This window comes from Vibrio sp. YMD68, assembly GCF_029958905.1.
Taxonomy (GTDB): Bacteria; Pseudomonadota; Gammaproteobacteria; order Enterobacterales; family Vibrionaceae; genus Vibrio.
In genome coordinates, this window is the sequence record NZ_CP124613.1 from 1,120,710 (window position 1) to 1,140,747 (window position 20,038).

The 20,038-nt window shown below is 43.8% G+C and carries 15 protein-coding genes; 10 read left to right on the top strand and 5 right to left on the bottom strand.

The annotated features are described in order from the left end of the window. Positions 1–34: 34 nt before the first annotated feature. Both QF117_RS05010 and QF117_RS05015 read left to right on the top strand, forming a co-directional pair. Entirely contained in the window at positions 35–1,951 is a 1,917-nt protein-coding gene (locus QF117_RS05010) for an EAL domain-containing protein (protein WP_282386157.1), read from the top strand. 78 nt (positions 1,952–2,029) lie between these two features. Further along, a complete protein-coding gene (locus QF117_RS05015; protein WP_282385092.1) occupies positions 2,030–3,685 on the top strand; it encodes an ABC-ATPase domain-containing protein in 1,656 nt (551 codons plus the stop codon). Between the two features lie 138 nt (positions 3,686–3,823). Here the strand turns inward: QF117_RS05015 and QF117_RS05020 are convergent, their stop codons facing one another. The 3 genes from QF117_RS05020 to QF117_RS05030 form a co-directional block, all read right to left on the bottom strand. Beyond that, entirely contained in the window at positions 3,824–4,441 is a 618-nt protein-coding gene (locus tag QF117_RS05020; protein WP_282385094.1) for a DNA-J related domain-containing protein, read from the bottom strand. Positions 4,442–4,935: 494 nt separating this feature from the next. Beyond that, positions 4,936–5,577: an HAD-IA family hydrolase gene (locus QF117_RS05025; RefSeq protein ID WP_282385096.1), complete on the bottom strand. Its 642-nt coding sequence runs from the start codon at positions 5,575–5,577 to the stop codon at positions 4,936–4,938. A 139-nt stretch (positions 5,578–5,716) separates the two neighbouring features. Beyond that, positions 5,717–6,256: a flavodoxin gene (locus QF117_RS05030; protein WP_282385098.1), complete on the bottom strand. Its 540-nt coding sequence runs from the start codon at positions 6,254–6,256 to the stop codon at positions 5,717–5,719. A 225-nt stretch (positions 6,257–6,481) separates the two neighbouring features. Between QF117_RS05030 and QF117_RS05035 the strand changes: the two genes are divergently transcribed. Both QF117_RS05035 and QF117_RS05040 read left to right on the top strand, forming a co-directional pair. Further along, complete coding sequence (locus tag QF117_RS05035) at positions 6,482–6,961, top strand: CreA family protein (protein WP_017033692.1); 480 nt, start codon at positions 6,482–6,484, stop codon at positions 6,959–6,961. A 165-nt stretch (positions 6,962–7,126) separates the two neighbouring features. Continuing rightward, the gene (locus QF117_RS05040; protein WP_282385102.1) at positions 7,127–8,431 is read left to right on the top strand and encodes an inosine/guanosine kinase; all 1,305 of its coding nucleotides are present in this window, start codon (positions 7,127–7,129) and stop codon (positions 8,429–8,431) included. A 46-nt stretch (positions 8,432–8,477) separates the two neighbouring features. On the opposite strand, the gene torS is transcribed toward QF117_RS05040, so the two are convergent. After that, a complete protein-coding gene (gene torS, locus QF117_RS05045; RefSeq protein ID WP_282386159.1) occupies positions 8,478–11,588 on the bottom strand; it encodes a TMAO reductase system sensor histidine kinase/response regulator TorS in 3,111 nt (1,036 codons plus the stop codon). Between the two features lie 78 nt (positions 11,589–11,666). Here torS and torT point away from each other — a divergent pair, with 78 nt between their 5' ends. Continuing rightward, a complete protein-coding gene (torT, locus tag QF117_RS05050) occupies positions 11,667–12,767 on the top strand; it encodes a TMAO reductase system periplasmic protein TorT (RefSeq protein ID WP_282385103.1) in 1,101 nt (366 codons plus the stop codon). 49 nt (positions 12,768–12,816) lie between these two features. After that, positions 12,817–13,272, top strand: coding sequence for a methylglyoxal synthase (locus tag QF117_RS05055; protein WP_017033696.1), 456 nt, complete (start codon positions 12,817–12,819; stop codon positions 13,270–13,272). 212 nt (positions 13,273–13,484) lie between these two features. Here QF117_RS05055 and helD read toward each other — a convergent pair whose 3' ends face one another. After that, a complete protein-coding gene (gene helD / locus QF117_RS05060) occupies positions 13,485–15,560 on the bottom strand; it encodes a DNA helicase IV (RefSeq protein WP_282385105.1) in 2,076 nt (691 codons plus the stop codon). Positions 15,561–15,767: 207 nt separating this feature from the next. Here helD and yccS point away from each other — a divergent pair, with 207 nt between their 5' ends. The 4 genes from yccS (at position 15,768) to QF117_RS05080 (ending at position 20,016) form a co-directional block, all read left to right on the top strand. Next, on the top strand, positions 15,768–17,954 hold the full coding sequence (gene yccS, locus QF117_RS05065; protein WP_282385106.1) for a YccS family putative transporter: 2,187 nt from the start codon (positions 15,768–15,770) through the stop codon (positions 17,952–17,954). Between the two features lie 159 nt (positions 17,955–18,113). Continuing rightward, positions 18,114–18,275 carry a hypothetical protein gene (locus QF117_RS05070; protein WP_282385108.1) on the top strand — a complete coding sequence of 54 codons (162 nt, stop codon included), beginning with the start codon at positions 18,114–18,116 and terminating at the stop codon, positions 18,273–18,275. A 74-nt stretch (positions 18,276–18,349) separates the two neighbouring features. Beyond that, on the top strand, positions 18,350–18,667 hold the full coding sequence (locus QF117_RS05075) for a hypothetical protein (RefSeq protein WP_282385109.1): 318 nt from the start codon (positions 18,350–18,352) through the stop codon (positions 18,665–18,667). An 89-nt stretch (positions 18,668–18,756) separates the two neighbouring features. Further along, positions 18,757–20,016 carry a hydroxymethylglutaryl-CoA reductase gene (locus QF117_RS05080; protein ID WP_282385111.1) on the top strand — a complete coding sequence of 420 codons (1,260 nt, stop codon included), beginning with the start codon at positions 18,757–18,759 and terminating at the stop codon, positions 20,014–20,016. Positions 20,017–20,038 lie beyond the last annotated feature (22 nt).

Genomic DNA, 20,038 nt, shown 5'->3' on the forward strand with positions numbered 1-20,038 from the left:
CACAGAAGACTTTGATGAAAAGGGAGCAATAGAGATGTCAAAGATCGATGCTCAGCAACTGTTAATTCCGGACGCAATGTATACAGGTTGGCAGAGCACACTTAACCTACTTTCAGAAATTGTTGTGGTTCCTGCTGCATTGATCATGCGAGTCAAAAAAACAACCATTGAAGTATGCTGTAAAAATAACAATGTGGTTAACCCCTATAATGTCGGAGATAAAGAATCTCTAGGGCAAGGGCTGTATTGTGAAACTGTCATGAACAGAGATGCTGAATTATTGGTGTCGAATGCGAACAAAAATCCAGAGTGGAACGATAATCCAGACATAGAACTTGGCATGATTTCCTATTGTGGTTTGCCTCTCCATTGGCCAACCGGTGAACAATTTGGCACCATTTGTATCCTCGATGAAAAAGAAAACCCATTTACGCCAACCTATCGACGCCTGCTCGATAGCTTTCGTATCTCCGTTGAAGCGCAGCTAGAAACACTCTATCAACACGAAAAACTGCAACGACTCAACAATGAATTGCAGAACCGGGTAAACAGCCGGACTCAAGACCTCGCAAGCTTAAACTACTCGCTCAACCAAGAAATCGATAAAAGACGCGCAGCGGAAGAACAAGTTCAATATCAAAGACTGCACGATATTGGTACGGGATTCCTCAATCGCAAAGCGTTGGAAAAAGAGCTGCCAAACCAACTGACTATCGCAGCGGAAAAGGAAAAAGAACTGGCGGTAGTGCACATTGGTTTTACTAATGGCCGACGCTTACAATCGAAGTATGGCTATAAAGAGTGGGATAGGATTTTAACGCACTATCGCTACCGTTTGAGTGCCAATATTCAAACGCTCAAACTCATCACCGCTCGACCGACCTCGACCGACTTAGTTCTTATTGTAAAATCAAAAGAATTAGCCGTAACACTGGAAAAACTCTGCCAAACTTTGGTCGATGTGGGGCATTCAGAATTTGTGATTGAACAAGAAAGTGTTCACCTTCATGCCTATATTGGTATTGCGACGTCAAGTGATACCAATCAAAGCGCTGATCTACTCAAATATGCAGCTGAGGCCATGTTATCGTGTAAGGACTCAGGGCATCAATTCAGTTTTTATTCTCAGGCTTTCTCTGATAATCACAGTCATATGAATCAGCTTGAAAGTTATCTTTTACAAGCAGTAAGAAGCGATGATTTACTGCTCTATTTCCAACCCAAAGTCTGCCCAACGAGTCACCGTTGGACAGGTGCGGAAGCTTTGCTGCGGTGGCGTCACCCAATATTGGGCGACATATCCAATGAACGACTCATCCACATCGCAGAACAAAATGGGCTTATTTTTGAGGTCGGAAACTTTGTGCTTCGTTCAGCAATAGAAAAAGCGGCGCAATGGGCGAATCATGTGAGCGACTTTAAAGTCGCGATCAATATTTCGGCCATGCAACTTCAAAGCGTTAACTTTTCACAACAAGTAAAAGACCTGCTTGATGCCTATCAACTGCCTGCTCGCTACTTAGAGCTTGAGGTGACAGAAAGTGGGCTCATCGGTGATGAGGTCAAAGCGAGCAACACCCTATTGGCTCTTCACGAACTAGGCGTGACACTGTCACTTGATGATTTTGGCACAGGGTACGCCTCATTCCAATACCTTAAGAAATACCCTTTTGACTGTATAAAAATAGACAAAAGCTTTATACAACAACTCGAAAATAGTGAAGAAGATCGGGCCATTGTTCGTTCCATTATTAGCGTCGCGAAAAAGCTCAACTTACGCGTGACAACCGAGGGGATAGAAACTCTCGCGCAAGAAGCGTTCATTATTAGTGAAGGGTGTGAATTTGGGCAAGGTTACCTATACGCAAGGCCAATGCCCTGTGATGAATTTGAACTTGGTTTACTGAGCCAGAATCAACCAGGCAACGGGCAAATAGCGGTACCGCATTAATGTACTGAATTGTCTTTACTCTCTAGGCGGTGGTTTCTATAATCGCCGCCTTTATCTTTATATGTGAGCAAATTGGATATGGACCAACTTACCGCTGTCCTTAAAAAACTAGAAAAGCAAAATTATCGAGCGTATCAGCAGATTAAAGGCCAATACGACTTCGGTGACTTTGTGTTACATATTGACCATGTCCAAGCTGATCCGTACGCCTCTGCCTCTCGATTCCGTGCCACACGCGCATGGTCATTAACCGGCTTAGAATGGTTAAAAGAACAATCGACTGATTACCAAATTGCCGCTCGAGATTTCATCGCACGCAGTTTTGCTGAGTTCGCGAAACAAGACAACAACGTCAGCATCGCCCACTCTGGCCAAACCGTGCTCGATAATACCGCCGTGGTTTTTACCGATGAAGGTATCGAAATTCGCTTTCGCATCAATTTACCCGCGGACGGTCGCAGCATATTAGCGAAGAAAGCACTTAACATCATCACGTTTTATCTGCCTAAATTCATTCGTAAATGCACACTTGATCGAGAGTTGGCTAAAGACAAAATGATCCAACATTGTCAGGTCGTTGAAGATCAAGCCGCGATGCGCGCTCAACTTGCAGAAAATAATCTAACCGCATTTATTGCCAATGGCAGTATTCTTCCACGTATTGCAGGTAACTGTGATTTGCCAATGAAAGATGCGGTTAAATTTGTAGCGCCCGACGCGTTAACGGTATCACTGACAACGCCAAACCAAGGCGATGTCGTTGGCATGGGCATTCCAAAAGGCATTACGCTTATTGTTGGTGGCGGTTTCCATGGTAAATCAACACTGCTTAACGCCATTGAACGCTCGATTTACAACCATATCCCAGGGGATGGCCGTGAAGGTATTGTGACCGATCCTGAAGCAATGAAGATCCGCGCAGAAGATGGCCGTTGTGTTCATAACCTCAACCTGTCTAACTACATCAATCACTTGCCAATGGGCAAAGATACCGCAGAATTTACAACTCAAGATGCGTCTGGCTCAACGTCTCAAGCGGCTTGGTTACAAGAATCGATTGAAGCTGGTGCTAGCGCATTATTGATCGATGAAGATACCTCAGCGACTAACTTTATGATACGCGATGAACGCATGCAGGCATTGGTATCAAAAGGGCAAGAGCCGATTACACCTCTCGTTGATCGCATTGGTCAATTACGTGATTCTCTTGATATTTCGACCATTGTTGTCATGGGGGGTTCTGGCGATTATTTGGATGTTGCTGACACTGTGATTCAAATGCACGACTATCAACCGGTTGATGTCACAGAGAAAGCCAAGCAAGTGATTTTGCAACACCCAACAGAAAGAACCAATGAGTGTGAAACGCCACTTGAAAACTATAAGCCTCGTTCAATTCATTGCGCTGCCCTTCAAACTTTACTCGTTGATGGAAAGTTCCGTGTTTCCGCAAAAGGGACAGACTCTCTTCGCTTTGGTAAGGAGATCACCGATATTTCTGCTCTAGAGCAACTTGAGTCGAATTCTGAACTTAACGCTATCGGTTGGACATGGTTTCAGTTTGCTCAAACACCAGGGTGGTGTGCAACGCCAGCTAACTCTATCCGCGCATTATTAAACGATGATTGGCACGTCAATATGCCCAACCATGGGGATCTTGCAAAGCCTCGTGTTCTTGATGTAATGGCGGCGCTTAACCGCATGAGAAAATCGCAATTCAAGCCAAATCATTAATCGGGCTCTTTTCTCGATGTCTAAGCTCAATGTCTAGGCTCAGTGTCTAGGCTTAACATTTCAGCATTGAATGTTCAGGTTAAAATACAAAAAGATGGGGATTGCTCTCCATCTTTTTTTTACTTAGAACTCCTAGATTTAGTGCCTAAGGATATTCCAAGCTTCACACAACACTCTAAACTGTTCCGCGTTTCCATTGTCTCTATCAGGGTGCCACTTGAGCGCAAGCTTTCGCCACGTTTTACGAATTTGAGCAGCACTGGCATCGGGTTGCAATTCAAACAGAGTTAACGCTCTTGCTCTGTCCATATCCTGACCATCTTTACTGCCCACAAATTGACGATAGCGTGACCAAAACTCATTAAGCAGACGCTTCACTTCGCCCTCTTCTGCTTCGTAGTTTATCCACTGTGTGTAATAGTCTCGTAACGGGTCGCTCGTATCTATGGTGTGTTGGGCAACATTGACATGCGACAACAGTGCAATGTCCATAGCTTGAACCTGCAACCAACTCTCAGGGTATAAGGTTTCCTGCAGTTGGTAGAGCGCATTCATCATCAAAAAATTACGCTTGAATAGGTCTTTTTCTGGCTGTGAATCAAGAATAGGTACAAACCCTAGCTCAGTAATATGGGCCGCTAAAGTATGGACTTTCCAACCCGAGGGCTGTTTTTTCAGCACCTCCAATATCGGCCAAACCAGTGGGTTTTCCATGTAAGTTTGAAAGCAGGCTGCCAGTTCATGTTGTTCAGTCATAGAGTAGCTAGTTGGGAAGTCTTCTCTTAATTGAAAAGCACTGTGGCGTATTTGTCGAGTTATTCATAATTTTTGCCAACAACGACATGAGCCCTGCGGCAAAAATACACATTATCAAGCGCACCAAACCTGACGCCCTCTGTTAAAAAGTTTACTGAAAAGTAACAAATATATGAAATGCATCTCAAAGTTTATATGCAAAACAACGAAGGCATTTAACAAAGTGAGATGTAGGCTAAGATAGATTCATGCACCTAAATCAAGGTGTATTACGCTGCCGAGATACTATATGAAAAATAATAATAAAATAAAAAATGAACCTACGTGCTGCCCACTATGTGCCAGCGACGACTTTCTAATATCAGAGGACAACGAAACCATATTTTGCGCCCATTGCGGCTCTCACCTTGAACATGTCTCTACAATACAAGCTGCACTCATACTGCCAACCGCTTCATTAAACAGTAAAATCATACACCCGATAGGTTGTGCTGTTAATTAAGCCAAGTTTTAATCGATGGTAATTCTGTGAATGTTTCTACTTGGGGGTTGTGATTATGAGCATTGCCGAGTAGAAACGTTTTAACGCCTGCGCTCACGCCCGCTTCTATTCCTTTTGGCGTATCATCGACGTAGATACATTCTGCAAGAGAATACCCCATGTTCATTGCTGCATAACAAATTAAATCTGGATCTGGTTTCCAGCTATTGGCATCAAATGCCGAAAACATTTTCCCCTTGAAATAAGGTAGAAGGCAAGTTAGATCAAGGGAGTATTGGATCTTTTCTAAAGGCCCATTCGAAACCACGCAGTACTCAATCCCGCTATTACTTAAATAATCGAGCAAGTCTTTGGCCCCTTTCATCGGCCTAAGATCTTTTTCAAAAAGAATTTTCAATTCGGTCCGATAGAGTGGCTCTAATGTATCAAGAGAGATGGTGACACCTAGATGTTCACAGGCCGTTGACAATACATCGGCCAACTTGCCGCCTTCATGCTGACTCAGCGCATCCTCAAGCGAAAGCTCAATGTTAAACCGTGCAAAAACGTTGACTAACGCTTGGCAACACAATCTTTCGCTATCAATTAAAGTCCCATCACAATCAAAAATAACGCATTTTATACTTTGAGCCATCAGTTAACCTCGCAACTAAGAGTCACTCCATCATATTAAAAGTGTTCTACTAAAAAAGGAGCTAGGTAACACAAAGCTAATATCATGCCGTTGAATAATGGAAAGTTAAGGCTTAGTCACTCTTTTGAAAACTAACGTTTCACTTTTTCTCGATATAAATCGTTTTAGTGTCGATGTCTGCGCAATACATTTGGTTAATAAGCTGTGAAGCGAACGACAGGGCAAGATGGTCATTAACTTGCTCACCAGCAACCACAATATTAGAGATCAATACAATATCAGAGACCAAAATGGAATCGTCTGTTTGGGTCACTATTGCCGCTGCAGCGGGTATCCCATCGTTGAAAGCAACGTAGAGATCACAAGGGGGAGATAGGATAATTTGAGTAAAGAATTCCAATACTTCGGCCTGTTCTTTTTCATCTACCCATTGTTGCGATTGCAAAATCGAAAACATGACCGTTAAGCGATGAAAATCCACAAGGTATATCTCTTGTAGGCCAAAAGCATTGCCATCATTGGTTGGGTCTGGCTGCCAAACCTGGTAAATTCGCGCCTCAAGAGAACGCTGATACAACGCGCAGCCCGCTACACTTTCTTTGGTCGGAAATTTCACATCAATGTGCTGGGATAACCACTGATTTTTAATGTCAGCAATGGGTAACGATCTGATAGTCATGTTTATTTCCGAGCGAGAACAGTTCTTCGAGAATAGCGACACTCGCTAAACCCTACAAGCGTTATTATCATCTCGCGCTTGGGAATGGTTTATGGGTCCGAAAATTCACGCTACGAAAATGCGTGACATATACTCTCTTCCAATTAGATAGCTAAACAGGTTTCCCTAAACTGTCTAACTCTTATACACTGATCACTGTATTAATTTTTACAAGAGCTTACTTTAATGATCAAAAAAATAGCACTGATTTCGGCGCTGGCACTCATGCTTACAGGCTGTGACCGAAACGAAGTTGGCGACGTCAGTTTAGGGATTTTTACCCTAAAAGACATTAAAATATCAAATTTGGATGACGATAAAATCCCTGGCGTCACCTGCCACATCGCCTCTGTAGAAGCGAACTTAAGTCTTTCTGATCCGAGTGACAGTTCCATATCTTGTCGTCAAACTGGTGATATCACCCCAGAAATGCTAGCGACGATTGATAAGAGTAAATCCGGTGAAGTTGTGTTTAAACAGTCTAAAAGCATTTTCTTTAAAACAATGAAAGTGAGACGCATCTTCGACGTTGAAAATCAAACTCTGCTTTATTTGTCGTATACGACCAAAGAAACCGAGGGCAGCTTCAAACACAGTCTATCGACCGTGCCTTTGTGGGGAACAAAAGCCTACAACAGCTATGTGGGTGATGCGAAAACCAACTAAGTGACATTAGTTTTATAGGTGACTCCAAGCTTCTCTGACTGATTAAAGTTTGCCAGGCTCATGGGATGATTGTTCCCATGAGCCTCTCTTAATTACTGTAATTCTATGTAACGAAAGTTTTATTGTGTGATATAATTCAACAAAATCCTCAACCGTTCTTTTCCCATGAAATTTCCCGGACAACGCAAGTCAAAGCACTACTTCCCTACTCATGCTAGAGATCCTTTGGTCAATCAAATTCAACAAACACCAAAGCTGCACCGACCAATCATTGTTGGTGTTGGTCAAACGATCGTAGATATCGAAGCGAGAGTCGATACTGAATTCTTAGAAAAGTATGAACTCAGTAAAGGGCATTCATTGGTTTTAGAAGAAAGTAAAGCCGATGAACTGTATCAAGAACTGGTTGAGAAAGAGCTCATTACGCACCAATACCCTGGTGATACCATCGGTAATACGCTTCACAACTACTCGGTTCTTGCCGACAGTAAATCAGTATTGCTTGGCGTTATGTCGAAAAATATTGAAGTCGGTTCTTATGCGTACCGCTACCTTTGCCGTACCTCTTCACGCATGAACTTGAATCATCTGCAAATGGTCGACGGTCCTATCGGCCGTTGCTACACGCTGATTACCGAAGATGGTGAACGTACCTTTGCGATTAACGAAGGGCACATGAACAAACTTCGTCCTGACAGTGTTCCTGAGGATGTGTTCGACAAAGCGTCTGCACTGGTTGTTTCTTCTTACCTAATGCGTGGTAAACCCGAAGATCCTATGCCTCAAGCGGTGGCTCGATCAATTGAAATTGCGAAAAAGAAAAACATACCGGTTGTCCTTACCCTAGGGACTAAGTATGTGATTGAAGGCGCAGAAAAATGGTGGCAAGAATACATTAAAGAAAATGTCACGATTATTGCGATGAACGAAGAAGAAGGCGAAGCACTAACTGGTGAAAAGGATCCTCTACTCGCCGCTGATAAAGCGCTTCAGTGGGTGGATCTCGTGCTTTGTACGGCAGGACCTGTCGGTTTGTATATGGCGGGATACGTGGATGATTCTGCTAAACGTTTAACAGAGCTTGCGTTATTGCCAGGAAATATTCCAGAATTTAATGAATTCGAATTTAGCCGAGCGATGCGAAAATCAGATTGCACGAACCCTGTAAAAATTTACTCTCATATTGGGCCATATCTTGGTGGGCCGCTAGAGATTAAAAACACCAATGGTGCCGGAGATGGAGCCCTGTCAGCCTTACTGCACGACATGGCCGCGAACAGTTACCACGAGTCGAATGTCCCGAATTCGGCCAAACACGACCACCCGTATTTAACTTACTCTTCGCTATCACAAATTTGTAAATACGCTAACCGTGTCAGTTATGAGGTATTAACACAACACTCGCCTCGTCTATCAAGATCACTTCCAGAACGAGAAGATAGCTTAGAAGAAACCTACTGGGATCGTTAATTCCTTCAGATTACTTACTCAGTCGGCGTTTGAACTCTGCGTTCTCCTAAGCGCTCGTCTGAGTAAGTAAGTTTTCAAGCGCCTGTTTCGATTGATGAATCGTTTGTTCAAGTTCGGCTTCAACACTTGAGTAAGACGACAATGTATCCGCGCTTTTTTCAATATCAACACAGAGCTGGTACAAAGCATCTAACCCTAAACTAGAAGCTGAACCCTTCAACTTATGAACAATGGATTTCACTTCACTCTGGCTTCGTGCATTCATAGCGTTCTCTAAACTACTGAGTGCTTCTGCACTCCCCTGATCAAATAATGCCACTATCTTAGTGACACTCTCAATGCCCAGAACCTCAATATCGCTGGACACTATTTTTGTATTTATAATTCCTTTCTTTTCAATTGTTTGACCCGTATTTTCTTGATCTAGGATCTCTTTATCTGGGCCTTCTTGAAATGAAACGACTTGATCATAGATCCTTTGTTCAAGGACCGAATCACCAAGGGCTGCCCCATCAAGAACGGCTTCATCGAGAGCGGTTCCATTAAGAAAAATTGACCCAAGTAATGCCCTAAGGGAGTCTCGTTCCAGTGGTTTGGGTAGATACCCATCAAAGCCAGCATCTAAATAGGTTTCAACCTCCTCTTTGAAAACATGCGCGGAAACCGCAATCATTGGGGTGTCACTACCGATCGCTTTGAATTCCGCTAAGAGATCAACCCCAGAGCAATCGGGGAGATTAATATCAATCAATAAGACATCAAAGGAAGGGGAAATAGCGTTTTGTTCTTTGTTTTTTTGGTCACTTAAGCACGATTCTGAATAGGGCGTTCTTGTTTTTGAATATAGCGTTCTTGCTTTCGAATATAGCGCTCTTGCTTTTGAACCGGTTTCTGCAACAACGACTTGATGCCCCATACTGCGTAAAAAACCTTCCGCTATCATGCTATTGACTGGATTATCTTCAATCAATAACACTCGTAATGGGCGCAGAGCGCTATTTTGTTCATTCCCTTGACTGCCGCCCAACAAGTTCAGTTCCGCATGACGGTTAATTTGTTGTTCATCGCTTTTCAACAAAGGCAGTTCAAACTGAAAACAACTGCCTTTCCCCTGTTCTGAGGTCACATTTAACGTGCCGTTCATTGCCTCAATTAGTCGGTGACTGATCGCTAAGCCCAGCCCTGTGCCGCCGAGTGAAGCATCGTGTTTTTTCGCTTGAGTAAATGCATCAAACAGCCCTTGCATATCATCATTGGCTATCCCTATTCCCGAATCACTGACTTCAAAGACAACATGCCCACTGCGGTCATCTTCCTGCGTCATATGAATGTAAATATCCACGTATCCGCTGTCGGTAAACTTAATGGCATTACCAATCAAATTATTAAGCACTTGGCTAATACGAGTGGCATCGCCTTGCCATAAAGGCTGAATATCACTTTCAATACACTGATTTAAGTCCAACGATTTCTCATTCGCTTTGCCCATAAATAATTGGTGGCTGTCGCGAACAACATCGTGCAGATTAAATGTGACTGGGCGAATATCCAAATGGCCCGCTTCAATTTTTGAGTAATCTAAAACGTCATTCAAAATGGCTAACAAGGTTTTACCACTTCGATTGATCACTTCGACGTAGTGATTCTGCCGGTCATTTAATCGTGTGTCCTGAAGCAACTGGACGGTACCCAAAACCCCATTCATCGGCGTTCTGATTTCATGGCTCATGGTAGCCAAAAACGCAGATTTAGCGCGATTGGCTTGCTCTGCCGACTCTCTTGCTTTCGCATGATCGGCAACTGCCACATTCAGTTTGTTGTTAGATTCTTGCAGTTGCCCTGTTCTTTCTGACACTAACTCTTCCAAATGCTCTTTATGATCTTGCAGCGCTTGTTTGGCCGCAGACTCTCTGACCGCCGCTTTTTGTAATGCCTGAGCAGTATCTCTTGCTGTGACGATGGCTCGCCCCATATCGGCAAGTTCATCATGACCAGAAACTTTTACCTGAACATTCAATTGGCCATTAGCAATCGAAAGCAAAGCGGAGGAATATTCATCCAGACGTTTAACGACCTGAATATAGACCACTCGCCACACAATCAGCACAGCGATAATGAAACCGATAAGTGCCAATAGGGTCAACGTCCACTGTGCGGAATTCAACGTTGATTTTACGTTCGCGACGGCTGCGGTAGTCGAGGCGTTTGAATCATCGACAAGCTGGTTCACCGTGTTATTGAGCGTCGCCATTTCGAGCATATTTTCTTGCATCAATTGCTGGAGTAATAGCTGTGTCTGGTGACGTGATTTCAGCCGTTCAAAAACCTGACTATTCTCTTTAAGCCCTTCTAATAAAAAGGCCATCTGTCGAGATCGGGTTGGATCCTCAACCACTCTTGCTCGTCTTTGCATGATAGACACGTTATGGGAAAATTCTTGGCTTATGAGCTCAATTCGAGCAATGTCGGTAATGGACTGGATCTCTTCAATCTGATTAAGCGCCTTAAACGCCAATAAATGAAATTCGTGTAAACGTTCTGATAAATCCAAATCAATTTCGACTAAATCATCGAGCGCTTGATACACCAGGCTGGGTTCGTTCTTATCCAAAAGGTCGTAAATATGCGTCACATTGGCAACAGCCACGGTACTGGTATTGAATACTTGAGTACGGGCGAGTTGTTCAAGTTCAGAAGCCAACTTCCGCATTGATACCACTTGTTCGTTAATCTGGTTAGAGTATTGAAGCTTCTGTTCAACGGCTAAACCGAGGTTTGCCAACGAATCAATAATGACTTGAACATCATGAGCAAGCGCATCCAGTAACGCAGAGTCGAAAGCATCGGAACCTAGCTGAGTAATATGGAAGAGCAGCGTTTCCAATTGGCCAAACAAGACCTGCCCTGCCTGTTTGTGCTGTTGCTCAGATTGCGCGTTTGATAACGTTTGGACAGAGGTGATGATTCGAGCACTGAGTTCAGACACTTTCCGTGCCTCAATCATAGACGGGATGGTTCTGTTGACGACGTTGCGTTCCGTATTCGCCACATACGAAAAACCCAATACCCCGACAAGCGCCGAGAGCAGCAGTATCATTGCCATTGCAGAAAAGGCAAAAAGTAACTTACGTCCGATACTCGCTTTAGCCAACAACATGATAAACTTCACTTCTTTGTTTTTAATGAACCCCCATATTTTGCAGTGTTTATGATGAAGATGCCAACGAATAAACCTATGTACAGACGTTCTATGTCTACAAAGTCTATGCCTACAAGGTCTATGCCTACGAGGTCTATGTCGAAAATGACTGGGGCTGCCACTTCTGTGCTTGTCACTCTGTTATCCATTGCCAGTATCTCCTTCACTCTTTTCCCAACACAGCTATTCGCCCAAACAGAGCAAACTGAAGAGAACAAACCCTATAAGATTTGTGCGGTATATCCTCATCTTAAAGACTCGTATTGGCTTTCCATCAATTATGGCATGGTAGACGAGGCTAAGAATCTACCCATCAACCTTAAGGTTCTCGAATCAGGGGGCTACCCAAACAAAGACAAACAAAAGCAACAATTAAAAGACTGTGTTAATTGGAGCGCCGACGCCATTATTCTAGGTACGGTCGCGCCGAGTTTGTACCGTGATGATTTGTTTCAACTGACGGGCACAATCCCCATTTTTGCTACCGTTAATCACCTTGAACTCAATGATGAAAATCTCCCTTTGTTAAAAGGCACGGTTGGCGTCGACTGGTATTGGATGGGGCATTCAACCGGACATTACCTTTTAAAGAAGCACCCTGCGGGGTCAGGCAAGGTTACTATTGCGCTTCTTCCTGGTCCCGTTTCCAGTGGGGGAACTAAGCCCGTCATTCAAGGGTTTATTGATGCTATCGAAGGCAGTGATATCAATATTGTTGAAACCCAATGGGCGGACAACGACAAAGAGCTTCAGAGGAACTTGGTGCAGGCGCTCATTGAACATAACGATCTTGATTATCTTGTTGGTAGCGCGGTCGCCATTGAAGCCGCCATTTCAGAAATAAGAATCATGGGCAAGACCGATCAAATCAAATTAGTCTCGACCTACTTAAGTCACGGCGTGTATCGTGGCATTGTACGCGGAAGAGTCGAGTTTGCTCCGACAGACCAAATGGTGATGCAAGGTCGATTATCTGTCCAACAGGCATACCATTTCTTGAGTCACAAACCCTATACGCCTAATGAAGCCCCTGCCATCCAAGCCATTACAAGTTCGGACTTTCAGGCTGACTCAATTTTAAATTCTCTCTCTCCTTCTGGTTATAGACCTACTTTTTCGGTACGCCCTATTGATTAACCACTAGGTTTTCATAATGATAGAGATAATAATTACTAAGGAACCCTACATGGAAAAAACAACTCGCACTATGCCAGCGCATAAAAATGTCGCTTTAGTCGCTCATGACCACTACAAGCCAGAGCTCCTTCGCTGGGTAATTGAGAATAAGGAAAAACTTCAGGGTCATTTTCTTTATGCCACTGGCACCACAGGGCATATGCTCAGTAAGCAAACTGGGCTCGCAATCAAGAGTTTGATAAGCGGCCCAATGGGTGGTGATCAGCAGCTTGGGGCACTCATTTCAGAAGGGAAAATTGATGTGTTGATCTTCTTCTGGGATCCACTCAATGCCGTGCCGCATGATCCAGATGTGAAAGCGCTTCTGCGTATTGCCAGTGTATGGAACATTCCTGTGGCAACCAACAGAGCAACGGCTAATTTCCTAATCGAGTCACCTCTATTAGAGCAAGAAGTTGAGATTGAAATTCCCGATTACGAGGCTTACTTAGCAAGCCGTACTTAACACATAGCATGGCCGCTAAAAATGTCGACGTAAAGCCGAAGACGGTTATCTACAAGCGGTTATCTACAGGCGGTTTTTACAGGCTAGTGTCAATAAACAAGGAAAATAAACAAGGAAAATAAGCTCGTTCTTGGTTAACAGCGCCTCTTTAATAGGCGCTGTTTTTTATTGCAGGTCTTTCCCTTGAAGAGGTCACGAGGAGATCACCGGCGCTATTTTTGCTTCACTACAGGGTAATCGGAACCGGAAAGCTCTTGAACAAACCCCGAGCCATTTCCGGTGTGGAAGATCCAAACCTTTTCTTTGGCTCTGGTCATTGCGACATAAAATAACCGCCTTTCTTCCGCATAAGCAAAAGAATCTCTAGATTCGGTCAATGCGCCGTTCAAATGGAGAGATTTCACTTTAGTAGGAAACTGCCCTTCATCGACGGCCAATATCATCACAAAGTCAGCTTCTTTACCTTTACTCGCATGGCAGGTCATAAATTCAAGTTCGAGTGACCGATACTGTTTTTTCCACTCTTCTAATAATTCAGGTCTGTGGTAGTGATTTCGCCCCAATAACAAGACGGTTTTCTTGCTCTTGGCTTGCCTATTCAGCTGATCGAGTGTTTTTTCAATACGATTCATGGACGCCAAATACACCGACTTTTGCTTGATCTCTTTATGGCTGGATAACGTTTTATCCATTTGAGCCGGGTTCTGTAGAATAAATCGGTTCGCTACCGCGCCAATTTGGCTATTAAATCGATACGTTGTGTCCAGATAATGCACCGTTGAGTGCGGAAAACGCGCCTCAAACCCCGTCGTCAAGTCTACGTCTGAGCCCGCAAACTGATAGATAGACTGCCAATCATCGCCTACGGCAAAAAGAACACATTCACGTTCTTGGACATTTCGAGGCTGATGACAAAGTGCTTCAATGAGCGCCAAGCGATCCGGCGAAATATCTTGGTACTCATCAATCATAATGTAACGCCACTGGCTCTTGAACTTGTTCGTCACTACGTATTGGGTAGCACGGCGTATCATCATATTGAAATCAATTTGATTTTGTTCTTTGAGCATCTGTTGCCACGCCTGATAACATGGCCAAACCAATCCTATCTCGCTATTTAAGCGCGTATAGTCTCGGTGAGAAATGAGTTTTTCTTGGATCTGCTTTTTGGTTAAGCCACTGGCAGAAAGTTGGGTAAGTTGCTTTTCAAGCCAGGCAATCAATTTTGGGTTTTCTACGTGGCTACCTAGCTCATCGTCGCCGGCCAAATAAGCAATCGGCCATGTGGAAAGGTGTTTTTGCCAGCGTTTGAAATTGGTAGGGGTCATCCAATGTTTTTTGAGCCAGTCAATACACCAGGCTTCTCGTTGTTTGGTATCAACGGCAATCGGCGACACCTCTACTCGCTGATTTTCCACCTCATTAATGATGTGTAATCCAAGCTTATGAAAAGTACTGACTTTAACCTGATCACCAGCTAAGCCAATTTTATCCGTGATTCGTTGGCTCATTTCACTGGCGGCTTTTCGACCAAAGGCCAGCAACAGTAACTCTTCGGGCTGTGCAATATGGCTTTGCAACAAATACGCGACTCGCGCTGTTAAGACGCTGGTTTTACCTGAGCCTGCTCCAGCCAATATTAAGTTATGATCATCGTTCAATAATACCGCTTTTTGTTGGGATACATTCAAAGGAGAAGATTCTAACTGACTAAACAGTACCCCCCAGTTTAAGCGTTCGGTTTCTAGCCACTGATCATTGCGCGACAGCAACGTCGATTCTGGCTCTAACAACCAAGGTTCTAGAGCCTTCATTCGATTTGGCATTCTTTGTGTGGCTTCTTCCAGAGTCATGTCTATATCTGAAAAACCCTTGAGTACCTTTTCAGACCAGGCGGCCACTTTGGAGTGAGACAAGAAAGAAGGAAGGTTGGTTAACCTCTTCAATTCTTTTTCCCAATTCGGCAGAATTTGATTCAGTTGCTCACATTGATCGTGATGCCACCTCTGATAACTTGCTATCGCGTGGCGTACAAATTCTCTGCATTCTTCCCATGGTAAACCTTGTACCAACCAAGACTGTTGCTCACCAGACTCTTCATGCGCAAAAAACTGAATACTTCCCCATAACAAACCGCGCTTTAAGGTGACTTCGCCATTCCACACATGGAAAGGAATGTGTTCTTCTTCCAACTGAGAGGAGAGGATCAACAGTGTTGATTGAAGTTCGACCTGGTGGTATTCAGTTTGAATCAAATACTGGGCGGTTCTGCTGGCGGCTAATTGCATTAAAGATTGGTCCAAAATTGCTGTAGAATGAGTATATTACAGCCATCTGCCTAAGTGATATATTAATGTCAAAATTTGACGTTTTACTCGCCCCATTTGTTTAATTTCATTCCAAACGCTTTAATGTTTTTCTATTTACCTCATAAGGTTAGCGCCTTTTTATAAAAATCTGCTACACTGCTGTTTTACACTTTAAAGCTTGCGCTCGTGTCATTGACCAATCAGATTCGCCTTTATTGGGCAAATAAAACCATCAACTATAGCCTACTCATTTTGGTGACCTTACTTGGTGTTGTGGTTCCCACTTGGTATTACCAACTCAATTCTCTTATTATTCCTTTGATTCTTGGTATTATCGCAGCCGCTATCTCGGAAAACGACAGCTCATTCACAGGCCGACTTAAATTCTCAGTGTTAACCCTGTGTTGTTTTGCCTTTGCGGCGATTTCAATTGAGGTGTTATTTCAAAACCCAATCCTGTTTGCGGTAGGCCTAACCTTCTCTACTTTTGGCTTCATTATGCTTGGAGCAATTGGTCCTAGATACGCAAGTATTGCCTTTGGTTCCCTGCTTATCGCTATTTATGCGATGCTAGGTGCGCACACCAGTACCAATATCTGGTTTCAGCCCTTATTACTACTAACTGGCGCGGCTTGGTATTTTTTCATGTCTATGGTGTGGCACTCTTTCTGGCCGATGCAGCCCGTTCAGCAAAGTTTAGCCAACGTTTTCTTACAGCTAGCCAACTACCTTGAGTCTAAGAGTAATCTATTTCACCCCGTATCAAACCTGATTCCTCAACCCCATCGTATTGCGGAAGCAAAACTCAACGCAACCACGGTAACCGCACTCAATCAAAGTAAATCAACACTATTAACACGCTCAAAACGTGGAAGAATGGACAACCGAAACAGTCGCTTCTTTAGCATCTACTTTTTAGCGCAAGACATTCATGAACGCGCCAGCTCTAGCCACTATCGTTACCAGGAATTAGCGCAAGATTTCCAACGTTCCGATGTTATGTTTCGTTTTAAACATGTACTTCAAGCCCAAGCGAATGCATGTCGAGACATCGCTCAATCGATCCGCTTAGGGACACCTTATCAACATTCGAGTGAATCGATCATTGCACTAGACGAACTGAAAGAATCCCTAACTTATCTTGAGCAAGACGAAAAAGGGAAGTCTCGCGTATCTCTTGCCCAGCTTGGCTATCTATTTAATAACCTGGCTACCGTTGAAAAGCAGCTGAACCATGTGAGTTCTCCAGATGTGAACCAACTTGAAGAAGACAGCCTTTTTGATACGGACGCCCATACGTTGAAAAGTATGTGGCTGCGAATAAAAAGCAACTTTAGTACTGACTCTCTCTTATTCAAGCATGCGGTTAGGCTCTCGCTCGCGTTAACGGTCGGTTACGCGATACTGCAAGCCTTTGATCTTGATCGAGGGTATTGGATATTACTGACCACTTTGTTTGTGTGCCAGCCCAACTACAGCGCCACCAAACAAAAACTCACCTCTCGCGTTGTGGGTACGATTGCAGGCCTGTTAATTGGTGCTCCCTTATTAGCGTTGTTTCCCTCTCAAGCGAGCCAATTGGTACTGATTATTATATCGGGTGTGATGTTCTTTGCCTTTCGTATCAACAACTACAGCTTTGCGACAGGGTTTATCACTCTGCTGGTATTGTTTTGTTTTAATCAATTGGGCGAAGGGTATGCTGTCCTTTTACCGCGACTGACCGATACGCTGATAGGCTGTACACTCGCGGTCGCTGCTGTGATGTTTATTTTTCCTGAGTGGCAATCAAGACGATTACATAAAGTCATGGCCAGTGCCGTCGATTCTAATAATGCGTACTTAGGGCAAGTCATCGCACAATATCGAATCGGTAAGAAAGACACGCTTAATTATCGAATGGCGCGTAGGCAAGCTCACGACGACGACGCAAACTTAACCTACGCAATCAGTGCCATGCTTTCTGAGCCTGGAAAGTATCAAACATTGGTGGATGAAAGTTTCCGTTTTTTAACCTTGAACCATGCCCTGTTGAGCTACATTTCAGCGTTAGGCGCACATAGAACCAGAATCGACGATATGACGGTTCACCAATTGATCTTAGACACGCACAGTGTTGTCCATAAACATCTTAATTTGATTCATCAGCAGTTGTTTGACCAATGTGAGCGTTGTGACCTCACATTGATTGACGATTTGGACTTAACCCGACGACTCAATGAATGGCGAGAAGATGACGATAAATCCGCTAGGATGGTGTTGCAGCAATTGCATTTGGTTTATCGAATGATTCCTGAGCTACACTCTCTGGCGAGCAAACTGGCGGTTCGAGTCAAAAGCAAAGAAAGTAACAGTGCCAAGAGTCCTGTGTGAACCTGGATAAAGGATTTAAAACAATGCAATAGGTTGCTCAATAAACAACCACATAACAGAATACTTACGTTATTCGGACATTATTGCTGCCCCGTTATTTACTATCTCATTAATAGACGAAATAGAAGCCGCAATAAAAAGTCCACTAGGGGATTGTTTATGACACCATCGAACTTTGAGCAATTGAAAACTCAGTTGCATTTATTGACACCACAGCAACTGAAAAGCCTGTTAAGTGAAATTCAAAATAGCCTTGGGAGTAATATGGCTAAGTTGGTCACTGAAGAAGAACTCAACCTCATTTCTAGCCTTTTTTCGTAATTAGCTCAATCTGGTTAGCACAACTTGCAGAAATTGCAAATAGGACTTAAGCTTTTATTAGCAGAGGGGGCCCTATGTCAATTTCGAGTGTACAGTCTGGATACCCAATTATTGAACAGTCATCTAAGATGGCTGAAGAAGCCGCGCAAGAAATCCAAGCCCTCCCCGCCCAACCTTCTCTATCTACCTCGATTGAACCAACGTCACCCATTGACAAAGATGGTTTAAAATTCAATGAAGTCATCTTTGACGCACCTAAACATGAATACGTCGCATCCTATACAGAACCTTTAATCAAACTGAACCAAGCAACCCAGTACAGTAAAATTGGGACTAATATGTTGCAAAGAGATCAAGAGATGATCGGAACGTTGCTTGATATACATATTTAGTGATGACTTTTTAGCGTGAAGCGTCTATCAGCCTTGAGTTTATTTGCTTTCACAGTAGAATCTCTGAAAATTATAAGATTCGACTGTCTATGCCTAAATTACATTTACACCGACGTGATTACGTTTCCGTTCTGTATGGCGACGAAAACGCCTTTAACTTAGAGCACATTTTTAAGCCTAATCTCGCTAAGCCTTCACTTCGGCTAACGCCTAGCCCATATCTTACGGACAAAAATCTCGATAAGCGATGGCAAAAACTGAGCTCTATGACGGATCAAGTGCAACTTCTTGATGCGTCAACGTTAGAGCAAAAAGACGTTTATGCGAAAAATATTGAGCATTTTATTGGCACAGTCAAAGTCCCTGTGGGTATTGCAGGCCCCTTACGAGTTAACGGTCTGTTTGCTCGCGATGATTTTCTGGTGCCCCTTGCTACCACCGAAGCCGCATTAGTCGCCTCTTATCATCGTGGTTCGCAGCTCATTACCGCGGCCGGCGGAGCCAGCGCCATGCTACTGAATGAAGGCGTCACTCGCACTCCGGGTTTTGCGTTTTACAATTTGCAACAGGCGGGTGAATTTGTTGCTTGGATCACCACGCAATACGACCACTTTAAACAACTGGCTCAGGCAACCACATCTCATGGAAAGCTGACTGATATAAGTGTGAACATTGAAGGCAACCACGTTTACTTAGTCTTCGAGTTTTTGACCGGTGACGCTTCTGGGCAAAACATGGTGACCATCGCCACCAACGCCGTCTTCGAGCATATTTTATCGGTAACACCCGTTGAGCCAGAGTACGCTTTCTTAGACGGCAATTTATCTGGCGACAAAAAACCGAATGCGCATTCTCTACGTAGCGTAAGGGGTAAAAAAGTAACGGCAGAGGTACACCTCTCAAAAGAACTGATAAAAAAATATTTGCACACCACCCCTGAAAAAATGATGCAATTTGGGCAAATGACAACCGTCGGTGGAGCGCTAAGTGGCACCATAGGCATTAACGCTCATTATGCCAATGCACTGGCTGCGCTCTATATCGCTTGCGGTCAAGATGCAGCCTGTGTAGGTGAATCTGCGGTAGGCATGACGAGAATGGAGCTCAATAAACACGGTGGGCTTTATGCCAGTGTCACTCTGCCTAATATTATGGTTGGGACGGTGGGTGGAGGGACCAGCTTACCCAGTCAAAAAGCCTGCCTTGATATATTAGGGTTACATGGTACCGGTAAATCTCAAGCACTCGCTGAAGTCGCAGCCGTATTGTGTTTAGCCGGAGAGCTTTCTATCGTGGGTGCTTTTTGTGCGGGTCATTTTTCCAGGGCCCATCACAAGTTGGCTCGGTAGCTTTTGAATTTTAAGCTTTTAT

Coding starts and splice junctions, on each gene's coding strand:
- QF117_RS05015 (WP_282385092.1), top strand. CDS start 2,030: ATGGACCAACTTACCGCTGTCCTTAAAAAACTAGAAAAGCAAAATTAT.
- torS (WP_282386159.1), bottom strand. CDS start 11,588: ATGTTGTTGGCTAAAGCGAGTATCGGACGTAAGTTACTTTTTGCCTTT.
- QF117_RS05030 (WP_282385098.1), bottom strand. CDS start 6,256: ATGACTATCAGATCGTTACCCATTGCTGACATTAAAAATCAGTGGTTA.
- QF117_RS05025 (WP_282385096.1), bottom strand. CDS start 5,577: ATGGCTCAAAGTATAAAATGCGTTATTTTTGATTGTGATGGGACTTTA.
- helD (WP_282385105.1), bottom strand. CDS start 15,560: ATGCAATTAGCCGCCAGCAGAACCGCCCAGTATTTGATTCAAACTGAA.
- QF117_RS05035 (WP_017033692.1), top strand. CDS start 6,482: ATGATCAAAAAAATAGCACTGATTTCGGCGCTGGCACTCATGCTTACA.
- QF117_RS05020 (WP_282385094.1), bottom strand. CDS start 4,441: ATGACTGAACAACATGAACTGGCAGCCTGCTTTCAAACTTACATGGAA.
- QF117_RS05070 (WP_282385108.1), top strand. CDS start 18,114: ATGACACCATCGAACTTTGAGCAATTGAAAACTCAGTTGCATTTATTG.
- torT (WP_282385103.1), top strand. CDS start 11,667: ATGTACAGACGTTCTATGTCTACAAAGTCTATGCCTACAAGGTCTATG.
- QF117_RS05010 (WP_282386157.1), top strand. CDS start 35: ATGTCAAAGATCGATGCTCAGCAACTGTTAATTCCGGACGCAATGTAT.
- QF117_RS05080 (WP_282385111.1), top strand. CDS start 18,757: ATGCCTAAATTACATTTACACCGACGTGATTACGTTTCCGTTCTGTAT.
- QF117_RS05075 (WP_282385109.1), top strand. CDS start 18,350: ATGTCAATTTCGAGTGTACAGTCTGGATACCCAATTATTGAACAGTCA.
- QF117_RS05055 (WP_017033696.1), top strand. CDS start 12,817: ATGGAAAAAACAACTCGCACTATGCCAGCGCATAAAAATGTCGCTTTA.
- QF117_RS05040 (WP_282385102.1), top strand. CDS start 7,127: ATGAAATTTCCCGGACAACGCAAGTCAAAGCACTACTTCCCTACTCAT.